The 16713-nt window shown below is 72.2% G+C and carries 14 protein-coding genes; 9 read left to right on the top strand and 5 right to left on the bottom strand.

From position 1 onward, the window contains the following. Positions 1–76 precede the first annotated feature (76 nt). Positions 77–1516 carry a restriction system modified-DNA reader domain-containing protein gene (locus C8E87_RS36005; protein ID WP_133877864.1) on the top strand — a complete coding sequence of 480 codons (1440 nt, stop codon included), beginning with the start codon at positions 77–79 and terminating at the stop codon, positions 1514–1516. Positions 1517–1518: 2 nt separating this feature from the next. Here C8E87_RS36005 and C8E87_RS36000 read toward each other — a convergent pair whose 3' ends face one another. Next, a complete protein-coding gene (locus tag C8E87_RS36000) occupies positions 1519–2313 on the bottom strand; it encodes a universal stress protein (RefSeq protein WP_133877863.1) in 795 nt (264 codons plus the stop codon). Positions 2314–2463: 150 nt separating this feature from the next. On the opposite strand from C8E87_RS36000, the gene C8E87_RS35995 reads away from it, so the two are divergent. Then, entirely contained in the window at positions 2464–4386 is a 1923-nt protein-coding gene (locus tag C8E87_RS35995) for a serine/threonine-protein kinase (protein WP_239080425.1), read from the top strand. A gap of 8 nt (positions 4387–4394) precedes the next feature. Here the strand turns inward: C8E87_RS35995 and C8E87_RS35990 are convergent, their stop codons facing one another. Then, positions 4395–6110: a dihydroxy-acid dehydratase gene (locus C8E87_RS35990; RefSeq protein ID WP_133877861.1), complete on the bottom strand. Its 1716-nt coding sequence runs from the start codon at positions 6108–6110 to the stop codon at positions 4395–4397. Positions 6111–6185: 75 nt separating this feature from the next. Between C8E87_RS35990 and C8E87_RS35985 the strand changes: the two genes are divergently transcribed. From C8E87_RS35985 to C8E87_RS35970, 4 genes are all read left to right on the top strand, one after another. Continuing rightward, positions 6186–7043: an SMP-30/gluconolactonase/LRE family protein gene (locus C8E87_RS35985; RefSeq protein WP_133877860.1), complete on the top strand. Its 858-nt coding sequence runs from the start codon at positions 6186–6188 to the stop codon at positions 7041–7043. Positions 7044–7071: 28 nt separating this feature from the next. Continuing rightward, positions 7072–7923: a fumarylacetoacetate hydrolase family protein gene (locus tag C8E87_RS35980; RefSeq protein ID WP_307870766.1), complete on the top strand. Its 852-nt coding sequence runs from the start codon at positions 7072–7074 to the stop codon at positions 7921–7923. Then, positions 7920–8654: an SDR family NAD(P)-dependent oxidoreductase gene (locus C8E87_RS35975; RefSeq protein WP_133877858.1), complete on the top strand. Its 735-nt coding sequence runs from the start codon at positions 7920–7922 to the stop codon at positions 8652–8654. The genes C8E87_RS35980 and C8E87_RS35975 overlap by 4 nt, the downstream gene beginning before the upstream one ends. A gap of 67 nt (positions 8655–8721) precedes the next feature. After that, the gene (locus C8E87_RS35970; RefSeq protein WP_239080426.1) at positions 8722–10866 is read left to right on the top strand and encodes a molybdopterin oxidoreductase family protein; all 2145 of its coding nucleotides are present in this window, start codon (positions 8722–8724) and stop codon (positions 10864–10866) included. On the opposite strand, the gene C8E87_RS35965 is transcribed toward C8E87_RS35970, so the two are convergent. Continuing rightward, positions 10856–11698, bottom strand: a complete 843-nt coding sequence (locus C8E87_RS35965) for a CE1 family esterase (RefSeq protein ID WP_133877857.1) — start codon at positions 11696–11698, stop codon at positions 10856–10858. The genes C8E87_RS35970 and C8E87_RS35965 overlap by 11 nt on opposite strands. Before the next feature lie 48 nt (positions 11699–11746). Here C8E87_RS35965 and C8E87_RS35960 point away from each other — a divergent pair, with 48 nt between their 5' ends. From C8E87_RS35960 to C8E87_RS35950, 3 genes are all read left to right on the top strand, one after another. After that, a complete protein-coding gene (locus tag C8E87_RS35960; protein ID WP_133877856.1) occupies positions 11747–12310 on the top strand; it encodes a TetR/AcrR family transcriptional regulator in 564 nt (187 codons plus the stop codon). A gap of 190 nt (positions 12311–12500) precedes the next feature. Further along, complete coding sequence (locus tag C8E87_RS35955; protein ID WP_133877855.1) at positions 12501–14816, top strand: sensor histidine kinase; 2316 nt, start codon at positions 12501–12503, stop codon at positions 14814–14816. Continuing rightward, a complete protein-coding gene (locus tag C8E87_RS35950) occupies positions 14795–15430 on the top strand; it encodes a response regulator transcription factor (RefSeq protein ID WP_203720808.1) in 636 nt (211 codons plus the stop codon). Before C8E87_RS35955 ends, C8E87_RS35950 begins: the two co-directional genes overlap by 22 nt. Here C8E87_RS35950 and C8E87_RS35945 read toward each other — a convergent pair. Both C8E87_RS35945 and C8E87_RS35940 read right to left on the bottom strand, forming a co-directional pair. Beyond that, positions 15402–15791, bottom strand: a complete 390-nt coding sequence (locus C8E87_RS35945; protein WP_133877854.1) for a hypothetical protein — start codon at positions 15789–15791, stop codon at positions 15402–15404. The genes C8E87_RS35950 and C8E87_RS35945 overlap by 29 nt on opposite strands. Positions 15792–15950: 159 nt before the next feature. Next, the gene (locus C8E87_RS35940; RefSeq protein ID WP_133877853.1) at positions 15951–16649 is read right to left on the bottom strand and encodes a hypothetical protein; all 699 of its coding nucleotides are present in this window, start codon (positions 16647–16649) and stop codon (positions 15951–15953) included. Positions 16650–16713 lie beyond the last annotated feature (64 nt).

The following is a 16713-nucleotide window of genomic DNA, read 5'->3' as shown; positions in this document are numbered from 1 at the left end:
CCCGGACCGGCTCAGCCGCTCAGCGACAGGGTCCACCCATAGAGCCGTCGCTCCACAGTGGCGCCTTGCCTAGCATGTGGCGATCACCACCACGCGGGAACCGGGGGACAGCATCGTCATGTATTCGGATGGGTCGTCACGCCGCCGGCAACACCTCATCAACGGCCGCCGCGTCCGGTTGTCCGATCTCCTGGACGCACAGTTGCTCGACGCCGATGACGAACTGATCTTCGAGCGCCCACGCCTCGGCGAGGTCCATCGAGCCACTGTCACACGCCGAGGCCGCATCAGACTGGAGGACGGCCAGGAGTTCATGTCGCCCTCAGGGGCGTCCGACGCCGTCACGAAGGTGGCGACTGACGGGTGGTACGCGTGGAGGGTCGGCCCCAGCGGTCCCTTCCTGCACGACCTTCGCAGGCAACTCCTCGAGGCTGTCGCGAGCAAGACCCCGGAGGACGACGAACCTCAGTCGACCGTGGTCGTCCGCCGTTATGAGGGCCTCAACGCCGCGCGGGAACGGGCGGAGCGCGGAGATCCCGAGGAACTGACAGTCCGCGATCTGATCCGGCGGTGGGGTGGACAGGACCGCGACCGCGAGCTGACGGCAGAGATCGAAGCGGATCTGGCGAACCACGGTCTCTCGACCGTGCCCGACTTCCGCGCCGTCGGCCTGGACACCGTCGTACGGCTGGAGGTCCTGAGCACGCCGGAGGATGTGGAGAACGTCGCCGCGCCCGCCGTCCCCAGTGCACCCAGCTTGGCCTTCCACGTGCCGGCGGTCAGCCCGAGCGATGAGGAGAGCGAAGACATCGGTCGTACGCTGGGAAATCTCCTGCCGGACAAACACAGGCTGGTGTCGGTGAGCCCGTCTGCGTCCCTGGACGAGGCTGTGACCGAGATGTTGCTCGGTGACTACTCTCAAGTGCCGGTGCTGTCCGGGACACGCGATTTGCGTGGTGCGGTGACCTGGCAATCCATCGCCATCGCCCGGCAAGCCGGCGGCGACGCCACCCTCAGCGACGCCGTAATCCCGGTGCGTGACTTCCCCTACAACACTCGCCTCCTCGACGTGCTCGGCGTTCTGTGGAGCGAGGAGTTCGTTTTCGTGCGGGCCCACGACAAGCAGGTCTACGGCATCGTGACCGCGGCTGACGTGGTTCGCGTCTACGACGACATGGCGACGCCGTTCTTTCTCATCGGCGAACTCGATCAGGAGTTGCGCCGGCTGATTCGCAACCGCTTCGAGATCGAGGATCTGCAGCGGGTCTGCGTCTCCGGCGAGAACCTCACGTCGTACGACGACATGACGATGGGCGACTACCTGTCGGTGATCCGGAATCCCGACTGCTGGGCCAAGATCGGTTGGACCCTCGATCGTAAAGTGGTCGGCACTCATCTGGACGAGCTGCGCAAGATTCGCAACAAGGTCACTCACTTCAACCCCGACCCGATATCGTCCGCCGACGTCGATCGCCTCCGGAACTTCCTGACCGTCATACGCGCATTCGACCGGTGAGGTCAGCGGGCGACCAGCACCGGGCAGGCGGCGTGGTGCAGCAGGCGGGTTCCGATCGGGCCCAGCATCAGGCCCTGGAAGCCGTGCGTGCGCGGGCCGACCACCATCAGGCAGGCCGAGCGGGAGCGCTGGGTCAGCACCAGGTCGGGGCGGCCGGTCAGGTATTCGCGGCGGGCCCGCACGCCGGGGTACTTCTCGCGCCACCGATCCAGCTGGGCGTCGAGTTCGGCGCCGAGGGGGTCGGGGGCCGCCGTCCCGCCGACGGTGAGGGCCTCCAGCTCGACGCCGTGCAGGGCTGCCTCCTCGAAGGCGTGACCCAGCACTGTGGTGGCGGCGGGCCCGTCGTCGAGAGCGGCCACGACCGGGCCTGCGCCGGGGCCGTAGCGGCCGCGGACGACGACGACCGAGCTGCGGGCCTGCGTCGCGACCTGGTTGCTGACCGAGCCGACGGGAAGGACGGGCAGGCCACCCTCGTGCCGGCCGCCGACGACCAGCAGCGCGGCCTCCTCGGCGGCATGCACGAGCAGCGGGACCGCGTACCCGGGAAGGGACTGGCATTTGATCTCGACCTCGCCGGCGGCCTCGCGGGCGTGGGCGGCGGCCCGGCGCAGGACGGTCGCGGCGTGTTCCTCGGCCGAGTGGCTGCCGGGGCGCCCGGGAGTGGACCGGTGACGATAGTAGGCCGTCAGCAGCCTGAGCTCGGCGTGCCGGCGTACGGCCTCCGCCGCGGCCCAGCTCACCGCCGCGGTGGCCTCGGCCGATCCGTCCACACCCACCACGAGCCGTGTCTTGATCATGTCCGCCTCCGATGGTCAGGCGGTCGCCGGTACGGCGGCACTACTACTCTCAGCGTTCACCCGGCGCGCCGCGACGGCAAGGCCGGGTGCACAGCCTGACAGACAAGACGGGGGATGCGGATGACCGGCGATCACGGCAGACTGCCACGAATGGACGGACGCAGTGACCTCGCCGGTGTCGTCCTCGGCGGCCGCTACGAGCTGCGGGAGCCGATCGGCGCCGGGGGGATGGCCGTGGTATGGCGGGCCCGCGACAACGTGCTGGCGCGCAGCGTGGCGGTCAAGATCGTGACGCCCGAGCGGGGCGAACAGGCCGACATCCGGCGGGAGGCGCAGGCCGCGGCGGGTTTGTCGCATCCGAACATCGCTCAGGTTCACGACTACGGCGAGATGACGGCCGGCGGGCGGACATTCCCGTACGTGGTGATGGAGCTGGTCGAGGGTGGCACGCTCGCCGAACGGATGGTGGACGGGCCGGTCAAACCGCGCCTGGCGATGCGGGTCTGTGCCGAGATCGCGGCCGCGCTGGCCGCGGCGCACGCGGTGGGCCTGGTGCACCGCGACATCAAACCGGCCAACGTCATGCTGGGCCCGACGGGCGCCAAGGTCGTCGACTTCGGGATCGCGGCCGCCACCGCGCCGAGCGGGTCCGGCATCCTCGACCCCGAGGTGCTGGGCACCCCCGCGTATCTGGCGCCCGAACGGTTGTTCGACGACGCCGTGGAGCCCGCGTCCGATGTGTACGCGCTGGGCGTGGTGCTCTATCGCCTGCTGTCCGGGCACTCGCCGTGGACCAGCGAGGACACCACGCAGATGCTGACCGCGCACATCTATCTGGAACCGGCGCCGCTGCCGACGGTGACCGGGGTGCCCGACTTCATCGCCGAGCTGTGCGAACGCTGCCTGATCAAGGATCCGTCGCGCCGGCCCAGCGCCCGCGAGGCGTCCATTCTGCTCAGCCGGGCCGCCGGCGCGTGGAACCCGGACCGTGCCGCCGGAGCCTGGACACCGACCCGTGCCGACGGCGCGGGAGCGCCGGGTGGAGTTGCCGGAGCGGGGGCGCTGGGCGCGGCTGCCGGGGCTGGATCGACGGATCGGGCGGCCGGCCACACAACCGGGTCCAGGTCGCTGGCCGGGGCCGCTGCCGGGAACGCCAACCCGGGCCACACCACAGGCGACGCCGCGCCGGGTCACACCACAGGGGGAAGCGCGCCGGGTCACACCACAGGGGGAAACACGCCAGGTCACACCACGGGGGGAACCGCGCCGGATCACACCACCGGGGCCGGGCCGAAGGATGACGACACAGGAGCCGGCACGCAGGACGGGACCACCGGCGACGCGACCGGCGGCTCCGCCAATGCCGGGCCCGTGAACCACGTCGCCGGGGCCGAACCCCGCAACAGGGCGTACAAGGAAGGTCCGCCGGGCCGTCCCAGCAACACCCGGCCGCCGAACCCGAACACGCAGGACCCCCGGAACACCGGCCCTCGCCCGTGGCCGTTCCGTGCCACCAACCGGGGCCGCTGGACAGCCACCGTCATCGTGCTGCTGGCGGCCGCCGCGCTCGGCTGGCTGCTCATGCCCGACAAGTCGGACAAGGTCACGCCAGCGGCGATCAACGCCTCGGTCCCGCCCCAGCAGCCACCGGCGAGCGCCCTGCCGTCCGCCAACGCCGCCCCGGCGCCGGCGCCCACGAAGAAGAGGCCGGCCACCCCGGCGACAGCGACCACCCGAACGCAGGCCCCGACGGCGACCACCACCACCACGGCGGCGGCCGGCCCGGTCACGACCACCGGCCCCGGCACGCCCGGGACGACGGCGCCCGCACCCGATCCCGAGCCGGTGTTCCGTACGTGGTCGTCCGACGCCGGCACGCTGACGGCGACCTGCCCCTCCCCCACGACGGCGGAGATCACCTCGTACGAGGCCTTCAAGCCCTACAAGGTGCAGTCGGCCCGCACCGGACCGTCGTCGGCGGCCGTCGTCACCTTCAAGCACGGCAACCAGGTCACGACGATGACGGTCACCTGCTCCGGCGGGCAGCCCACGGAATCCACCACGAACGACTGATCAGGGGGTCAGTGGGACTCGCGGGAGACCTTGTCGCCGGAGGCGCCGAGCAGGAAGGACTGGTCGGCGCCGGTGTTGGCCTGGCCCACCGTGTCGACGTAGAGCTTCTCCCAGCCGCGTTGCGGGGCCGCGTAGGCACGGGCGGCCTCGGCCGACGGCTCACGGGCCGCCCACTCGTCGGCGGGCAGGTCCACGTCGAGGCGCCGGTTCTCCAGGTCCAGGATGATCGTGTCGCCCGTGCGGACCTTGGCCAGCGGACCCCCGGCGGCGGCCTCGGGGGCGACGTGCAGCACCACCGTGCCGTACGCGGTGCCGCTCATCCGCCCGTCGCAGACGCGCACCATGTCGCGGACGCCGTCGGCCAGCAGCTTGGCGGGCAGCGGCATGTTGGACACCTCGGGCATGCCGGGGTAGCCCTTGGGGCCGCAGCCGCGCAGGATCAGCACCGAGTCGGCCGTGACCTCGAGCTCCGGGTCGTCGAGCCGCTCCTTCAGGTCCTCGACCGAGTCGAACACCACCGCCGGGCCGCGGTGCTGCAGCAGGGCCGGGGTGGCCGCGGCCGGTTTGACCAGGGCGCCGTCAGGGGCCAGATTGCCGTAGAGGACGGCGATCCCGGCCTCCATCTGCAGCGGGTCGGCCCGGGGCCGGATCACCTCGCGGTCGTAGACGCGGGCGGCGTCGAGCGCGGAGACCAGCGGCTCGCCGAGCACGCTGATCGCCGCCGGGTCGAGCAGGTCGCGCACCTCGGCCAGCACGGCGTGCAGCCCGCCCGCGCGGAACAGGTCCTCCATCAGGAACCGGCCGGCCGGCTGCAGGTCGACCAGGAGCGGGACGCCGGCACCGATGCGGTCGAAGTCGTCCTGGGTGAGCTCGACCCCGAGCCGCCCGGCGATCGCGAGGAGGTGCACCACGGCGTTGGTCGACCCGCCGATCGCGGCCAGCGCCACGATCGCGTTGTGGAACGAGGCCCTGGTCATGACCGCGCTCGGCCGCCTGTCCTGCTCGACCAGGTCGACGGCGAGCACCCCGGTGGCGTGCGCGGCCTCGAGCAGACGGCTGTCGGCCGCCGGTGTGCCCGCGATGCCGGGCAGGGTCATGCCCAGCACCTCGGCCAGCAGGCCCATGGTCGAGGCGGTGCCCATGGTGTTGCAGTGCCCGCGGCTGCGGATCATCGACGACTCGGAGCGCTGGAACTCGTCGGCGCTCAGCGTGCCGGCGCGGACCTCCTCGCTCAGTTTCCACACGTCGGTTCCGCAGCCGAGCGGCACGCCCCGGAACGTGCCGGTCAGCATCGGCCCGCCCGGCACCACCACGGCCGGCAGGTCGACCGAGGAGGCGGCCATGAGCAGCGCCGGGATCGTCTTGTCGCAGCCGCCGAGCAGCACCACGCCGTCGATCGGGTTGGCCCGCAGCATCTCCTCGATCGCCATCGCGGCCATGTTGCGCCACAGCATCGCGGTCGGGCGGACCTGCGTCTCGCCGATCGACACCACGGGCAGGTTGAGCGCGATGCCGCCGGCCCGGTGGATGCCGTCGGCGACGCTGCGGCCGACCTCGTCGAGGTGCGCGTTGCACGGGGTCAGGGCGCTGGCGGTGTTCGCGATGGCGATGTGTGGCCGGCCGTCGAACGCGTCGGCGGGCAACCCCCGCCTCATCCAGGCCCGATGGATGTAGCTGTTCCGGTCGTCGCCCCCGTACCACTGCGCGCTGCGCCGCTCAGACATGGTCCGACCGTAGTACCCGGCGCGCGACTCGGGAAGATCCTTCTCCCGCCCGGCTCTTACGCCTACGATCCGGACATGACTGCCCACTTCGTCGCCCATCCGGCCGGTGACCAGGCCTACACCCTCGGCGAGGGCCCGATCTGGGACGCGAACCGGGAGCGCCTGCTCTGGGTCGACATCCTGGGCGGCACGGTGCACGCCGGCACGGTCGGCCCGGGGACCATCACGGTCACCGGCACCTGGGATTTCGAGGACCTCGCCTGCGTGGTCGCCGTGTCCGAGCCCGGCGATCTGCTGGTGGCCACCCGCGGCGACGTCCTCGAACTCGGCAAGAGCGGTTCCCGTACGCGGATAGCCCAGCTCGGCCGGGCCGGCAGCCGCCTCAACGACGGCGGCATCGATCCCCAGGGCCGTTTCCTGGTCGGCGGCATGGCCCTCGACGACTCGCGCGGCACGCAGACCCTCGTACGGCTGGACGGCGACGCCGTGACGGTGCTCGACGACGACCTGACCCTGTCGAACGGGCTGGCCTGGAGCCCCGACGGCCGCACGCTGTACAGCGTCGACTCGATCCCCGGCGTGATCTACGGGCGGGACTACCCTGACGGCGTACGGGAGAAGCTGTTCGAGATTTCCGAGGGGCTGCCCGACGGGCTGTGCGTGGACGCGATCGGCAACCTCTGGATCGCGATCCACGGGCAGGGGCGCGTCGAATGCCGTACGCCCTCCGGCGCGCTGCTGGCCGTCGTCGAGGTGGACGCGCCCCAGCCGACCAGTTGCGCGTTCGCCGGCCCCCGCCTGGACACGCTGGTGATCACGACGGCGACCGAGGGCATGTCCGCGGAAGACCTGACCCGCCACCCCGCCTCGGGGCGCCTGTTCACGGCCGAGGTGGGCACGACCGGGCTGCGTACGCCGTACTGGATCCCCTGAGAAGAGGAGAGTTCCACCCGTGTTCCTCATGCGTCTCGGCGCACCCGGCGCCGAAAAGCCCGCCGTCCGCGCCGGCGAGTCCGGCTACGTCGACGTGTCCGACCTGGTCGCCGACTTCGACGAGCAGTTCTTCGGCAGCGGCGGGGTGGAGCGGATCGCCGGGCCGGTCGCCGAGCGGGTCGCCGTTGGGGACGTGCGGCCGATCGGCGGGCAACGCGTCGGCGCCCCGATCGCGCGGCCGCACCAGATCCTGTGCATCGGGCTGAACTACAGCGACCACGCGGCCGAGACCGGGCAGGCCGTGCCCAAGGAGCCGATCCTGTTCACCAAGTCGCCGAACACGCTGGTCGGGCCGGACGACGACGTCCGTCTGCCGCGCGGCTCGGCCAAGACCGACTGGGAGGTCGAGCTCGGCATCGTGATCGGGCGGCGCACCTCCTATCTGGGGTCCGTCGACGACGCGGCCGCCGCGATCGCCGGGTACGTGCTGGTCAACGACGTCAGCGAGCGCGCCTTCCAGATGGAGCGCGGCGGGCAGTGGGTCAAGGGCAAGTCGGCCGAGACGTTCAACCCGGCCGGGCCGTGGCTGGCCACCCCCGACGAGATCCCGGACGTCCGCGACCTGGCGATGTGGCTCGACGTCAACGACGTACGGCGGCAGACCGGCAACACCAGCACCATGATCTTCGACCCGTTCCACCTCGTGCACTATCTGAGCCAGTTCCTCGTGCTGGAGCCGGGCGACCTGATCAACACCGGTACGCCGCCCGGGGTCGGGCTGGGCCTCAAGCCGCCGGTGTATCTGAAGGCCGGCGACGTGATGACGCTCGGCATCGAGCACCTGGGCAGCGCCCGCCAGCAGGTGGTCGGCCCCCGATGACCGCCCTGCGCGCGATCGTCACCGGCGGCGCGTCCGGCATCGGGCTCGCGACCGCCACCCTGCTGGCCGGGCGCGGACACCGGGTGGCCACTCTCGACCTGCGCGCCGAGGTGCCGGAACCGCTGCTCGGCCTGCGCTGCGACGTCACCGACGACACCTCCGTACGCGCGGCGGTGGACGAGGCGGCGGCCGCGTTCGGCGGGCTCGACATCGTGGTCAACAACGCCGGGATCGGCGCGCAGGGCACGGTCGAGGAGAACGACGACGCCGAGTGGGCCCGCGTCTTCGACGTGAACGTGCAGGGCGTGGTGCGGGTCAGCCGGGCCGCCCTGCCCCACCTGCGGGCGTCGGCGCACGCCTCGATCGTCAACACGTGCTCGGTCGTCGCCACGGCCGGGCTGCCCCGCCGTGCCCTGTACGCCGCGACCAAGGGCGCCGTGCAGTCGCTGACCCTGGCGATGGCGGCCGACCACCTGCGCGAGGGCATCCGGGTCAACTGCGTGAACCCGGGAACGGCCGACACCCCGTGGGTGCAGCGGCTGCTCTCGGCGGCCGGCGACCCGGCCGCCGAACGGGCCGCGCTGGAGGCCCGGCAACCGTCGGGACGCCTGGTCACGGCCGAGGAGATCGCGCAGGCCATCGCCTATCTGGCCGGGCCGGAAGCCTCGGCGACGACCGGGGTGGCGCTGGCCGTCGACGGCGGGATGCAGGGTCTGCGACTGCCCAAATAGGGCCGGCCATGGCAGGATACTCACCAGTAACCACCGCCTCGCGGCTCGTACGGAAGTGGGTGGCATCGTGGCCGACTCGCGCACGGCATACCGGACCTGCCCGTTCTGCGAGGCCGCCTGCGGTCTCGAGCTGACCCTCGCCGGGGACACGGTGATCGCGGCCCGCGGCGACCGGGAGCACGTGTTCAGCCACGGGTTCATCTGCCCCAAGGGCGCCACGTTCGGGCGGATCGACGACGACCCCGACCGGCTGCGGCGGCCCGTGGTCAAGCGCGGCGGCGCCCATGTCGAAGTGGACTGGGAAGAGGCGTTCGAGGTGGTCGCGGCGGGGCTGCGGCCGGTCCTCGACACGTACGGGCCGAACGCTGTTGCCCTGTACCTCGGCAACCCGAACGTGCACACGATGGCCGGCGGGCTCTACGTGACGCCGCTGGTCAAGACGCTGGGCTCCCGGAACGTGTTCTCGGCCAGCACGGTCGACCAGATGCCCAAGCACGTGTCCAGCGGACATCTGTTCGGCAGCCCGCTGACCATCCCCGTGCCGGATCTCGACCGCACCGACCTGCTGCTCATGCTGGGCGCCAACCCGTGGGAGTCGAACGGCAGCCTGGCCACGGCGGCCGACTTCCCGGGACGGCTCAAGGCGATCCAGGCGCGCGGCGGCAAGTTCGTCGTGGTCGACCCGCGCCGCACCCGTACGGCCGCGCACGCCGACGAGCACCTGTTCATCCGGCCCGGCGCCGACGCGTACCTGCTGTTCGGCATCGTCCACACGCTCTTCGCCGACGGGCTGGTCTCGCTCGGCGCGCTCGCGGGTCAGGTGAACGGCGTCGAGACCGTCGGCGAGCTGGCCGCCTCGTTCGCTCCGTCGGCCGTGAGCGAGGTCTGTGGCGTGCCCGCCGAACGGATCCGGGCGCTGGCGCACGAGCTGGCCGCCGCGCCGCGGGCCGTCGTCTACGGGCGGATCGGCACGTGCACGGTCGAGTTCGGCACGCTCACGTCCTGGCTGGTCGACGTCATCAACGTGCTGACCGGCAACCTCGACCGGCCCGGCGGCGCGATGTTCCCGCTGGCGCCGCACGTGCGCAAGGGCCGCGGCGCCGGCAAGGGTTTCCGGACCGGCCGGTGGCACAGCCGGGTGCGGCGGCTGCCCGAGGTCAAGGGCGAACTGCCGGTGGCGACGCTGGCCGACGAGATCGAGACGCCCGGCGACGAACAGGTGCGCGCGTTCATCACCGTGGCGGGCAACCCGGTGCTGTCCACCCCGAACAGCGGGCGGCTCGACAAGGCGCTGGCGGGGCTGTCGTTCATGGTGAGCGTGGACCCGTACCTCAACGAGACCACCCGGCACGCCGACGTCGTGCTGCCGCCCCCGGACGCGCTGCGCAAGGGGCATTACGACTTCTCGTTCCTGGGCCTGGCGGTGCGCAACTTCGCGACGTACTCCCCGCCGGTGGTGGCCTTCGACGGCCCGGACGAGTGCGACATCCTGGCCCGGCTCACGCTGATCGTGTCCGGGAAGCCGGGCACGGCCGACGACGTGCACGAGGCGATGCTGCGGCAGGCGGGTGCGGCGTCCGCGTCCGGCTCGTCACCCGCCGAGCGGCTGCTCGACGCGGCACTGCGCTCCGGCCCGTACGAGGGAATGTCCTTGGATCTTTTGCTCTCCAACCCGCACGGCGTGGACCTCGGCCCGCTGCAGCCGCGCATCCCCGAGGTGCTGCGGACGCCGAGCGGCAAGGTGGAGCTGGACTTCGACGGGCTCGCCGCCGAGGTCACCCGGCTGCGGGCGGCGCTGGACCGGCCGCGCGACACGATGGTGCTGATCGGGCGGCGGCACCTGCGTTCCAACAACAGCTGGATGCACAACGTGCCGGCCCTGGTCAAGGGGCGCGACCGCTGCACGCTGCAGATCAACCCCGCCGACGCGGCCCGCCTCGACCTGCGCGACGGCGACGACGCCCAGGTGACCTCGCGGGCCGGTGGCCTGTCGGCACGCGTCGAGGTGACCGACGCCGTGATGCCGGGCGTGGTGAGCCTGCCCCACGGCTGGGGTCACGGCCTGCCCGGCTCCCGCATGACGGTGGCGGCCGAGCACCCGGGCGTGAACTCGAACATCCTCACCGACGAGACCACGGTCGACCCGCTGTCGGGCAACAGCGTCCTCAACGGCATCCCCGTCGAGATCAAGGCGCTCGCCGTCAGAGATTGAAGAACTCGGCGATGACGTCGGCCGTGTCGATCTGGTGGCTGGTCCTGCCGACGACAGCCGGGGCGGCGGACGAGGGACCGGGAACGGTGTGCCCGCCGCCGTGCACGGTGTAGAGGGCCACCTTGTCCCCGTACGTCGTGCGCTCGATCTCGGTGGGGTCGGCCGCGTCCTTCTTCGGCAGGCGCGTGGTCGTGGGGTCGGCGGTGATCCCGTTACGTTCGGCGAAGTAGCGCGCCGTGCGGGGGGCCGACCAGGTCTCGCCGCCGACCTTGAAGAGCGTGCGGAAGGCCCAGTTCATGGTGCCGCCCTGGTAGCTCACGATCGGGTCCTTGGTGCCGTGGATCAGCAGGACGGGCAGCGGCGCCGGGTCCGCCTCACCGGCGAGGAAGTTCTCCGGCGCCGGCATGGTCGCGGCGATCACCGTCGCGCCGGCCAGCAGCTCCGGCGCCTCGTGGGCGAGACGGATCACCATCTGGCCGCCGTTGGAGTAGCCGACCGCGTAGACCCGGCTCGGGTCGACACGCCGGTCCGAGGCGAACTCGGCGATGAACGCCCGGACGAACCCGACGTCGTCGATGCCGGCCTTGCGGGCCGGGAACCGGCTCTCGCGGCGGGCGTCGTTCCAGTTGCCGCGGTAGCCGTCGAGGTAGGCGACGAGCGCGCCCCGGCCGGCCAGCGCGTCGTAGACACCGCCGGTGAAGGCGCGATGCTTCGCACCGGTCTGCCGGGAACCGTGGAACACCAGGATCAGCGGCTTGGCGTCCCCCGGCTCGGCGACGCCGGCGAGCGTGAAGGTGCGACTGCTTTCTCCGACCACAAGTGGATTAGTCATCCGTTTAAGCTAGCACAAGCGGATGATTAATCCAGTTATCGTGGGAGCATGCCGTTGCGCAAGGACGCCGCCCAGAACAGACGCCACATCGTCGAGATCGCCCGGCGCTACGTCGACGAGGGCAAGCCCCTGCAGCTCAACGATGTGGCCCGGACAGCCTCCATCGGCGTGGCCACCGTCTACCGGCACTTCCCCACCCCGGAAGCGCTGCTCGAAGCCGTCGCGCTGCCGGCCCTCGAGGAACTCGTTCGGCGCGCCGGCCAAGCCTCGACCGAGCCCGACCCGTGGACGGCGTTGCACGACTTCCTCGCCGCCGCGATCGAGACCATGCTGGCCGACCCGGCCGTCCCTCCGGTGTTCGCCGCCGCCACCACCAGCCTGGAACACACCGGCGACCTCAGACGCGGGCTCGTCACCGCCTTTGCCCAGCTTCTGTCCCGCGCGCACGCGGCCGGCGTCATCGATCCGGCCGTCACCGAGGCCGACATGACCCCCCTGATGTGCGGCATCGCCTACGCCGCGAAGGTTCACAACACCCTCGGCCCGGCCGAACAAGCCGCCACCGGCCTGCGCTACCTCGACCTGCTCCTCACCGGCGTGCGCCGCCCCTGACCGCCGGCGCCCGGTGCTCGGCCGTCGCGGCAGTATCTCGAGGTCAAGACCCGGCACGAAGGCCTCCGCACACCCCTCCATCGGCTGCGGGAATCGCACCATCCGAGCTGAGGCCGGGACATTGTCCTGATCCGGCCGGGACACATCGCGGTTAGGGTCGGCGCCGGAGGTTCGGCGACGGGAGCTGCGAGTGGGACGGCGGGCGATGGTGGTCGCGTGGGCGGCCTGCGGGGTCGCGGTGCTCGCGGCGGCCGGCGCGGTCACGCTGGGGGCGGCCAACGGCGTCCCGGTCGCCGCCAAGAGCCACCTGCTGTTCGTGATGACCTGCGCGGCAGCCGGCGCGCTGGTGGCCGGCGCCCGGCCGCGGAACGCGATCGGCTGGGCCCTGCTGCTCAGCGCGGTCTCGTTCGCCCTGCTCGAGCTCAACGGCGAATGGGCGTACCGGGGCGGCTCGGCCTGGCCCGAGACGTGGCTGTGGGTGCCCGCCAACCTGGGCATGGCCGTCGTCCCGCTGCTCTTCCCGGACGGCCGGCCGGCCGGCCGGCGCTGGTGGTGGCTGCTCGGTCCGGCCGGGGTGGTAGCGGCCGCCGCGGCGGTGCTCGGGGCGGTGCGCCCGGGCCCGTCCGGGCAGGTACGCCTCGACGACGGCATCGCCAACCCGCTGGGCGTCGCCGGTCTCGGCCCGGCCGCGGACTTCGCCGCCACCATGTTCACGCTGACCGCCGGGCTGATCTTCGTGATCGGCAGCGGCACGGTGCTGTGGCGGGCCCGCCACGCCGGCGAGGAACGCCGCCGCCAGATCAAATGGGTCGCCTGGGCCGCCGCGATGGCCGCCGCCGTCGTGCTCGCGCGCCTGCTCGCCGGTCTGCTCGACGACGACCCCGGCTCGGTGTGGCCCCGCGCCGCCACGGTGTGGGAGCTCGCCGGGGCCGTCGCGGTCAGCCTGCTCCCGGCCGCGCTCACCGTGGCCGTGCTGCGGCACCGGCTCTACGACATCGACGTGCTGATTGCCCGTACGCTGCTCTACGGCACCCTGTCGGCGCTTCTCCTCGGCGCGTACGCCCTGATCACCGCGTACCTGGGCGCGTTGCTGGGCCGCTCGGCCAGCCTGACCGTGGCCGTACCCGCCGCGGCGGCCGTCGCCGTCGCGTTCGCCCCGCTGCGCGACCGCCTGCAACGTGGCATCGCCGTCCTGCTGCACGGCCGGCACGAGGAGCCGTACGTGATCCTGGCCCGCCTCGGCCGTCGCCTGGAGGACGCCGTCGCGCCGTCGGCGGTGCTGCCGTTGATCGCCGAGACCGTGGCCGAGACGCTGCAACTCGACTACGTCGCCGTGTCGGGCACGGCCGTCGGCTCACTGCCACCGGCGGAGGCGCTCCCCTTCCAGGACTCGGACACGGCCGCCTGCCCAGTGCCGCCAGGCGCGACGCTCACACACCAGAACACGGCCACCGGCCCAGTGCCACCCGGCGCGACACTCACACACCAGAACACGGCCACCGGCCCAGTGCCACCCGGGGCGGCGCTCACACACCAGGAGTCGGACACGGCCGTGGGCCCAGTACCACCCGGCGCGACGCTCACACACCAGGAGTCGGACACGGCCGTGGGCTCGTTGCCGCCCGGGGTTACGCCGGCCCGGCTGTCGCTCACCCACCAGGGCGAGGAGGTCGGCGTGCTCACCATGTGGCCCGACCCCGCGCGCCGCAGGCGGCCGGTGCTCGACGAGCACCTGCTGGCCGACCTGGCCCGGCAGGTGGGGGCGGCGGTCCATTCCGTACGGCTGGCCGACGACCTGCGCCGCTCCCGGGAAAGGCTCGTCATGGCCCGCGAGGAGGAACGCCGCCGCCTGCGGCGCGACCTGCACGACGGGCTGGGGCCGACACTGGCCGCGCTCACCATGCGCGCCGAGGCCGCCCAGGACGCCGCCCCTTCGGCCGTGAAGAACTTGCTGGCGCGGATCGTCGACGACGCCGAGGCCGCCGTGGTCGACGTCCGGCGGCTGGTCGAGGGGCTGCGGCCACCGGCCTTGGACAGTCTGGGGCTTGCCGGGGCGCTGACGGCGCACCTGGCCGGGCTGCCTTCGGGCGCACCACCCGTACGGCTCGTGGCCCCGGCGGCGCTGCCCGCGTTGCCGGCCGCTACCGAGGTGGCCGCCTACCGGATCGCCGTCGAGGCCGTCACCAACGTGTGCCGGCACTCGGGGGCTGCGTCGGCCTCCGTGCGGCTGGACGTGGACGGGGACCGGTTGATCGTGGAGATCTGGGACGACGGGGGCGGGGCTTCCGGCGTACGGGAAGGAACTGGTCTCGTGTCGATGCGCGAGCGTGCCGACGAGCTGGGCGGGCGGCTGGCCTGGTCGTCGGGTCCCGGTGGCACGCGGATCCGTGCGGAGCTGCCCGCTTCCGCGCCGTCCCTTGGTTCGCCCGCGACTCATTTATTGTTTTGTCCGGCTCCATCAGCCCCAGCTTCGGAAGGCGAGTCGTGGAGATCATCCGCACGTTGATCGTGGACGACCACGCGGCGTTCCGGGAAGGGCTGCGCGCGCTGCTCGAGACGTCGGACGACATCGTGGTGGCGGACGAGGCAGCCAGCGGCGAGCAGGCCCTCGCGCTCGCGCCCGCTGTGCAACCCGACGTCGTGCTGCTCGACCTGGCCATGCCCGGCATGGGCGGAATCGCCGCGACCGAGCGGCTGGTGCGCGACATGCCGCACGTCCGGGTGCTGGTGCTGAGCATGGCCGACGACGACGATTCGGTCTTCGCCGCGATGCGGGCCGGGGCACGCGGCTACGTGCTCAAGGGCGCGCGCAAGGCCGAACTGCTGCGTGCGGTGCGCTCGGTGGCTGCGGGCGAGGCCATTTTCGGGGCCGCTTTGGCCGTACGCCTGATGGGGTACTTCGCCGGCCCCCGCGCCCGCGACCAGGCGTTCCCCGAGCTCAGCGACCGGGAGCGCCAGATCCTCGGCCTGGTGGCGCAGCATCTGACCAACCCGCAGATCGCCGAGCGGCTGGGCCTCAACCAGAAGACCGTACGCAACCACGTCTCCAGCGTCTTCACCAAGCTGCGGGTCGCCGACCGGGCCGAAGCCATCATGCGAGCCCGCGAGGCCGGACTCTGACCCCGCAGACATCCATTTCCCTGTACGCACCGGCCACCGGCCCCGGCGCGCCACGGAACTCAGCCGAAGCGCCACACGCCGGCGTCGCGTTGTCCTCGTCGGCGTCGCGGGCCGGGATGATGTCGACGAGCGTGCGGATCCAGCCCTCGCGCTCCGGCACGGTTCGGCGCCGCTCGACGATCTCGTCGCGTTCGAGGCTGTGCTGCGGGAGCCGGCGAACCAGCGCAGCGAGCAATGTCTCGAGCCCGTTCCCGCCTCGGCCGGAACGAAGGTTGACGTGCGCCGGCGGATCGTCGCGCGTCATGCTGTCAAGGAAGACGGCCGCCGTCTCGTCGGGGCTCTTGTCCAGCGGCACGCTCACGTAGCCTCGATCGCTTGTCGTCATGTCACTCACGTCCAGATCCGACGGGCTGACGGACGTTCGCCACAGCGTCGCAAACCCGGCAGCCTGACAGTCCGGTCGTGTCACCGATCAGGGCGACCGCTGCCACCGGAGCGGCCGCCCTGCGGCGCCGATCGCCTAAGCCGTGTCGACCCGGGGGCGGGAGTTGTCCACAGGGGCCTCGATCGGGCTGCTTGAGCTGTCCGCAAGCAGGCGCGCGCCGATCGGGATCAAGGCGACGGCGATCAGGACCGGTCCCAGCGATTGCACGACCGGTGACTCCGAGAGCGCCAGGAAGGGCAGCGCCAGGCCGGCGACCAGCAGCACCGGCTGCCACCAGCGGGCCCGTCCCTCGCGGACCGCCGCCACGGCCAGCGCGATCAGGGCCGGGTGCAGCAGGAACCCCGGCAGCAGGAAGCCGTAGAGAACGCCGGCGTAGCCCTGGGCCGTGTCGGTGACGGCGACCGCTTCTGCGTCCGGCACCGTGAAGGCGAGCGCCAGGTCGTAGAAGTCCGACACGAGCAGGCCGGAGCCGTTGACAGCGGCGAGCGCCCCGACCAGGCCGGCGATCGCGGACAGGCGGGGGGTGCGGTCGCGGACCAGCCAGGCCAGGGTGAGCACCACCCCGACCAGGAGCACCGCGCCGTAGTGCAGGAGCACTCCGCTGACCTGCACAAGGGTGGCGTGCTCGCGGAAGACGGCCGGCTCGTGGGTCTGGCCGGGCGGTGAGGTGAGGAAGCCGGAGAAGTGCACGATCGGCCAGAGGATGAGACTGAGGGCGCCGGCACGGATCCAGAAGCGGCGGGTCGAGAAGGCCGCGGTGGTTGTGGTTGTCATGCCGGGGACACAACCGGACAGGTGTCCCGGGCCGCGACGGCGCCGACCGGGAAGAATGTCCCGG

The sequence above is a fragment of the Paractinoplanes brasiliensis genome (assembly GCF_004362215.1).
Lineage (GTDB): Bacteria > Actinomycetota > Actinomycetes > Mycobacteriales > Micromonosporaceae > Actinoplanes > Actinoplanes brasiliensis.
This window is presented reverse-complemented; position numbering and strand designations above follow the sequence as displayed.

Excerpts from the sequence above, each read along its gene's own strand:
- C8E87_RS36000 (WP_133877863.1), bottom strand. The coding sequence starts at position 2,313 with ATGATCAAGACACGGCTCGTGGTGGGTGTGGACGGATCGGCCGAGGCC.
- C8E87_RS35995 (WP_239080425.1), top strand. The coding sequence starts at position 2,464 with ATGGACGGACGCAGTGACCTCGCCGGTGTCGTCCTCGGCGGCCGCTAC.
- C8E87_RS35990 (WP_133877861.1), bottom strand. The coding sequence starts at position 6,110 with ATGTCTGAGCGGCGCAGCGCGCAGTGGTACGGGGGCGACGACCGGAAC.
- C8E87_RS35985 (WP_133877860.1), top strand. The coding sequence starts at position 6,186 with ATGACTGCCCACTTCGTCGCCCATCCGGCCGGTGACCAGGCCTACACC.
- C8E87_RS35980 (WP_307870766.1), top strand. The coding sequence starts at position 7,072 with ATGCGTCTCGGCGCACCCGGCGCCGAAAAGCCCGCCGTCCGCGCCGGC.
- C8E87_RS35975 (WP_133877858.1), top strand. The coding sequence starts at position 7,920 with ATGACCGCCCTGCGCGCGATCGTCACCGGCGGCGCGTCCGGCATCGGG.
- C8E87_RS35965 (WP_133877857.1), bottom strand. The coding sequence starts at position 11,698 with ATGACTAATCCACTTGTGGTCGGAGAAAGCAGTCGCACCTTCACGCTC.
- C8E87_RS35960 (WP_133877856.1), top strand. The coding sequence starts at position 11,747 with ATGCCGTTGCGCAAGGACGCCGCCCAGAACAGACGCCACATCGTCGAG.
- C8E87_RS35940 (WP_133877853.1), bottom strand. The coding sequence starts at position 16,649 with ATGACAACCACAACCACCGCGGCCTTCTCGACCCGCCGCTTCTGGATC.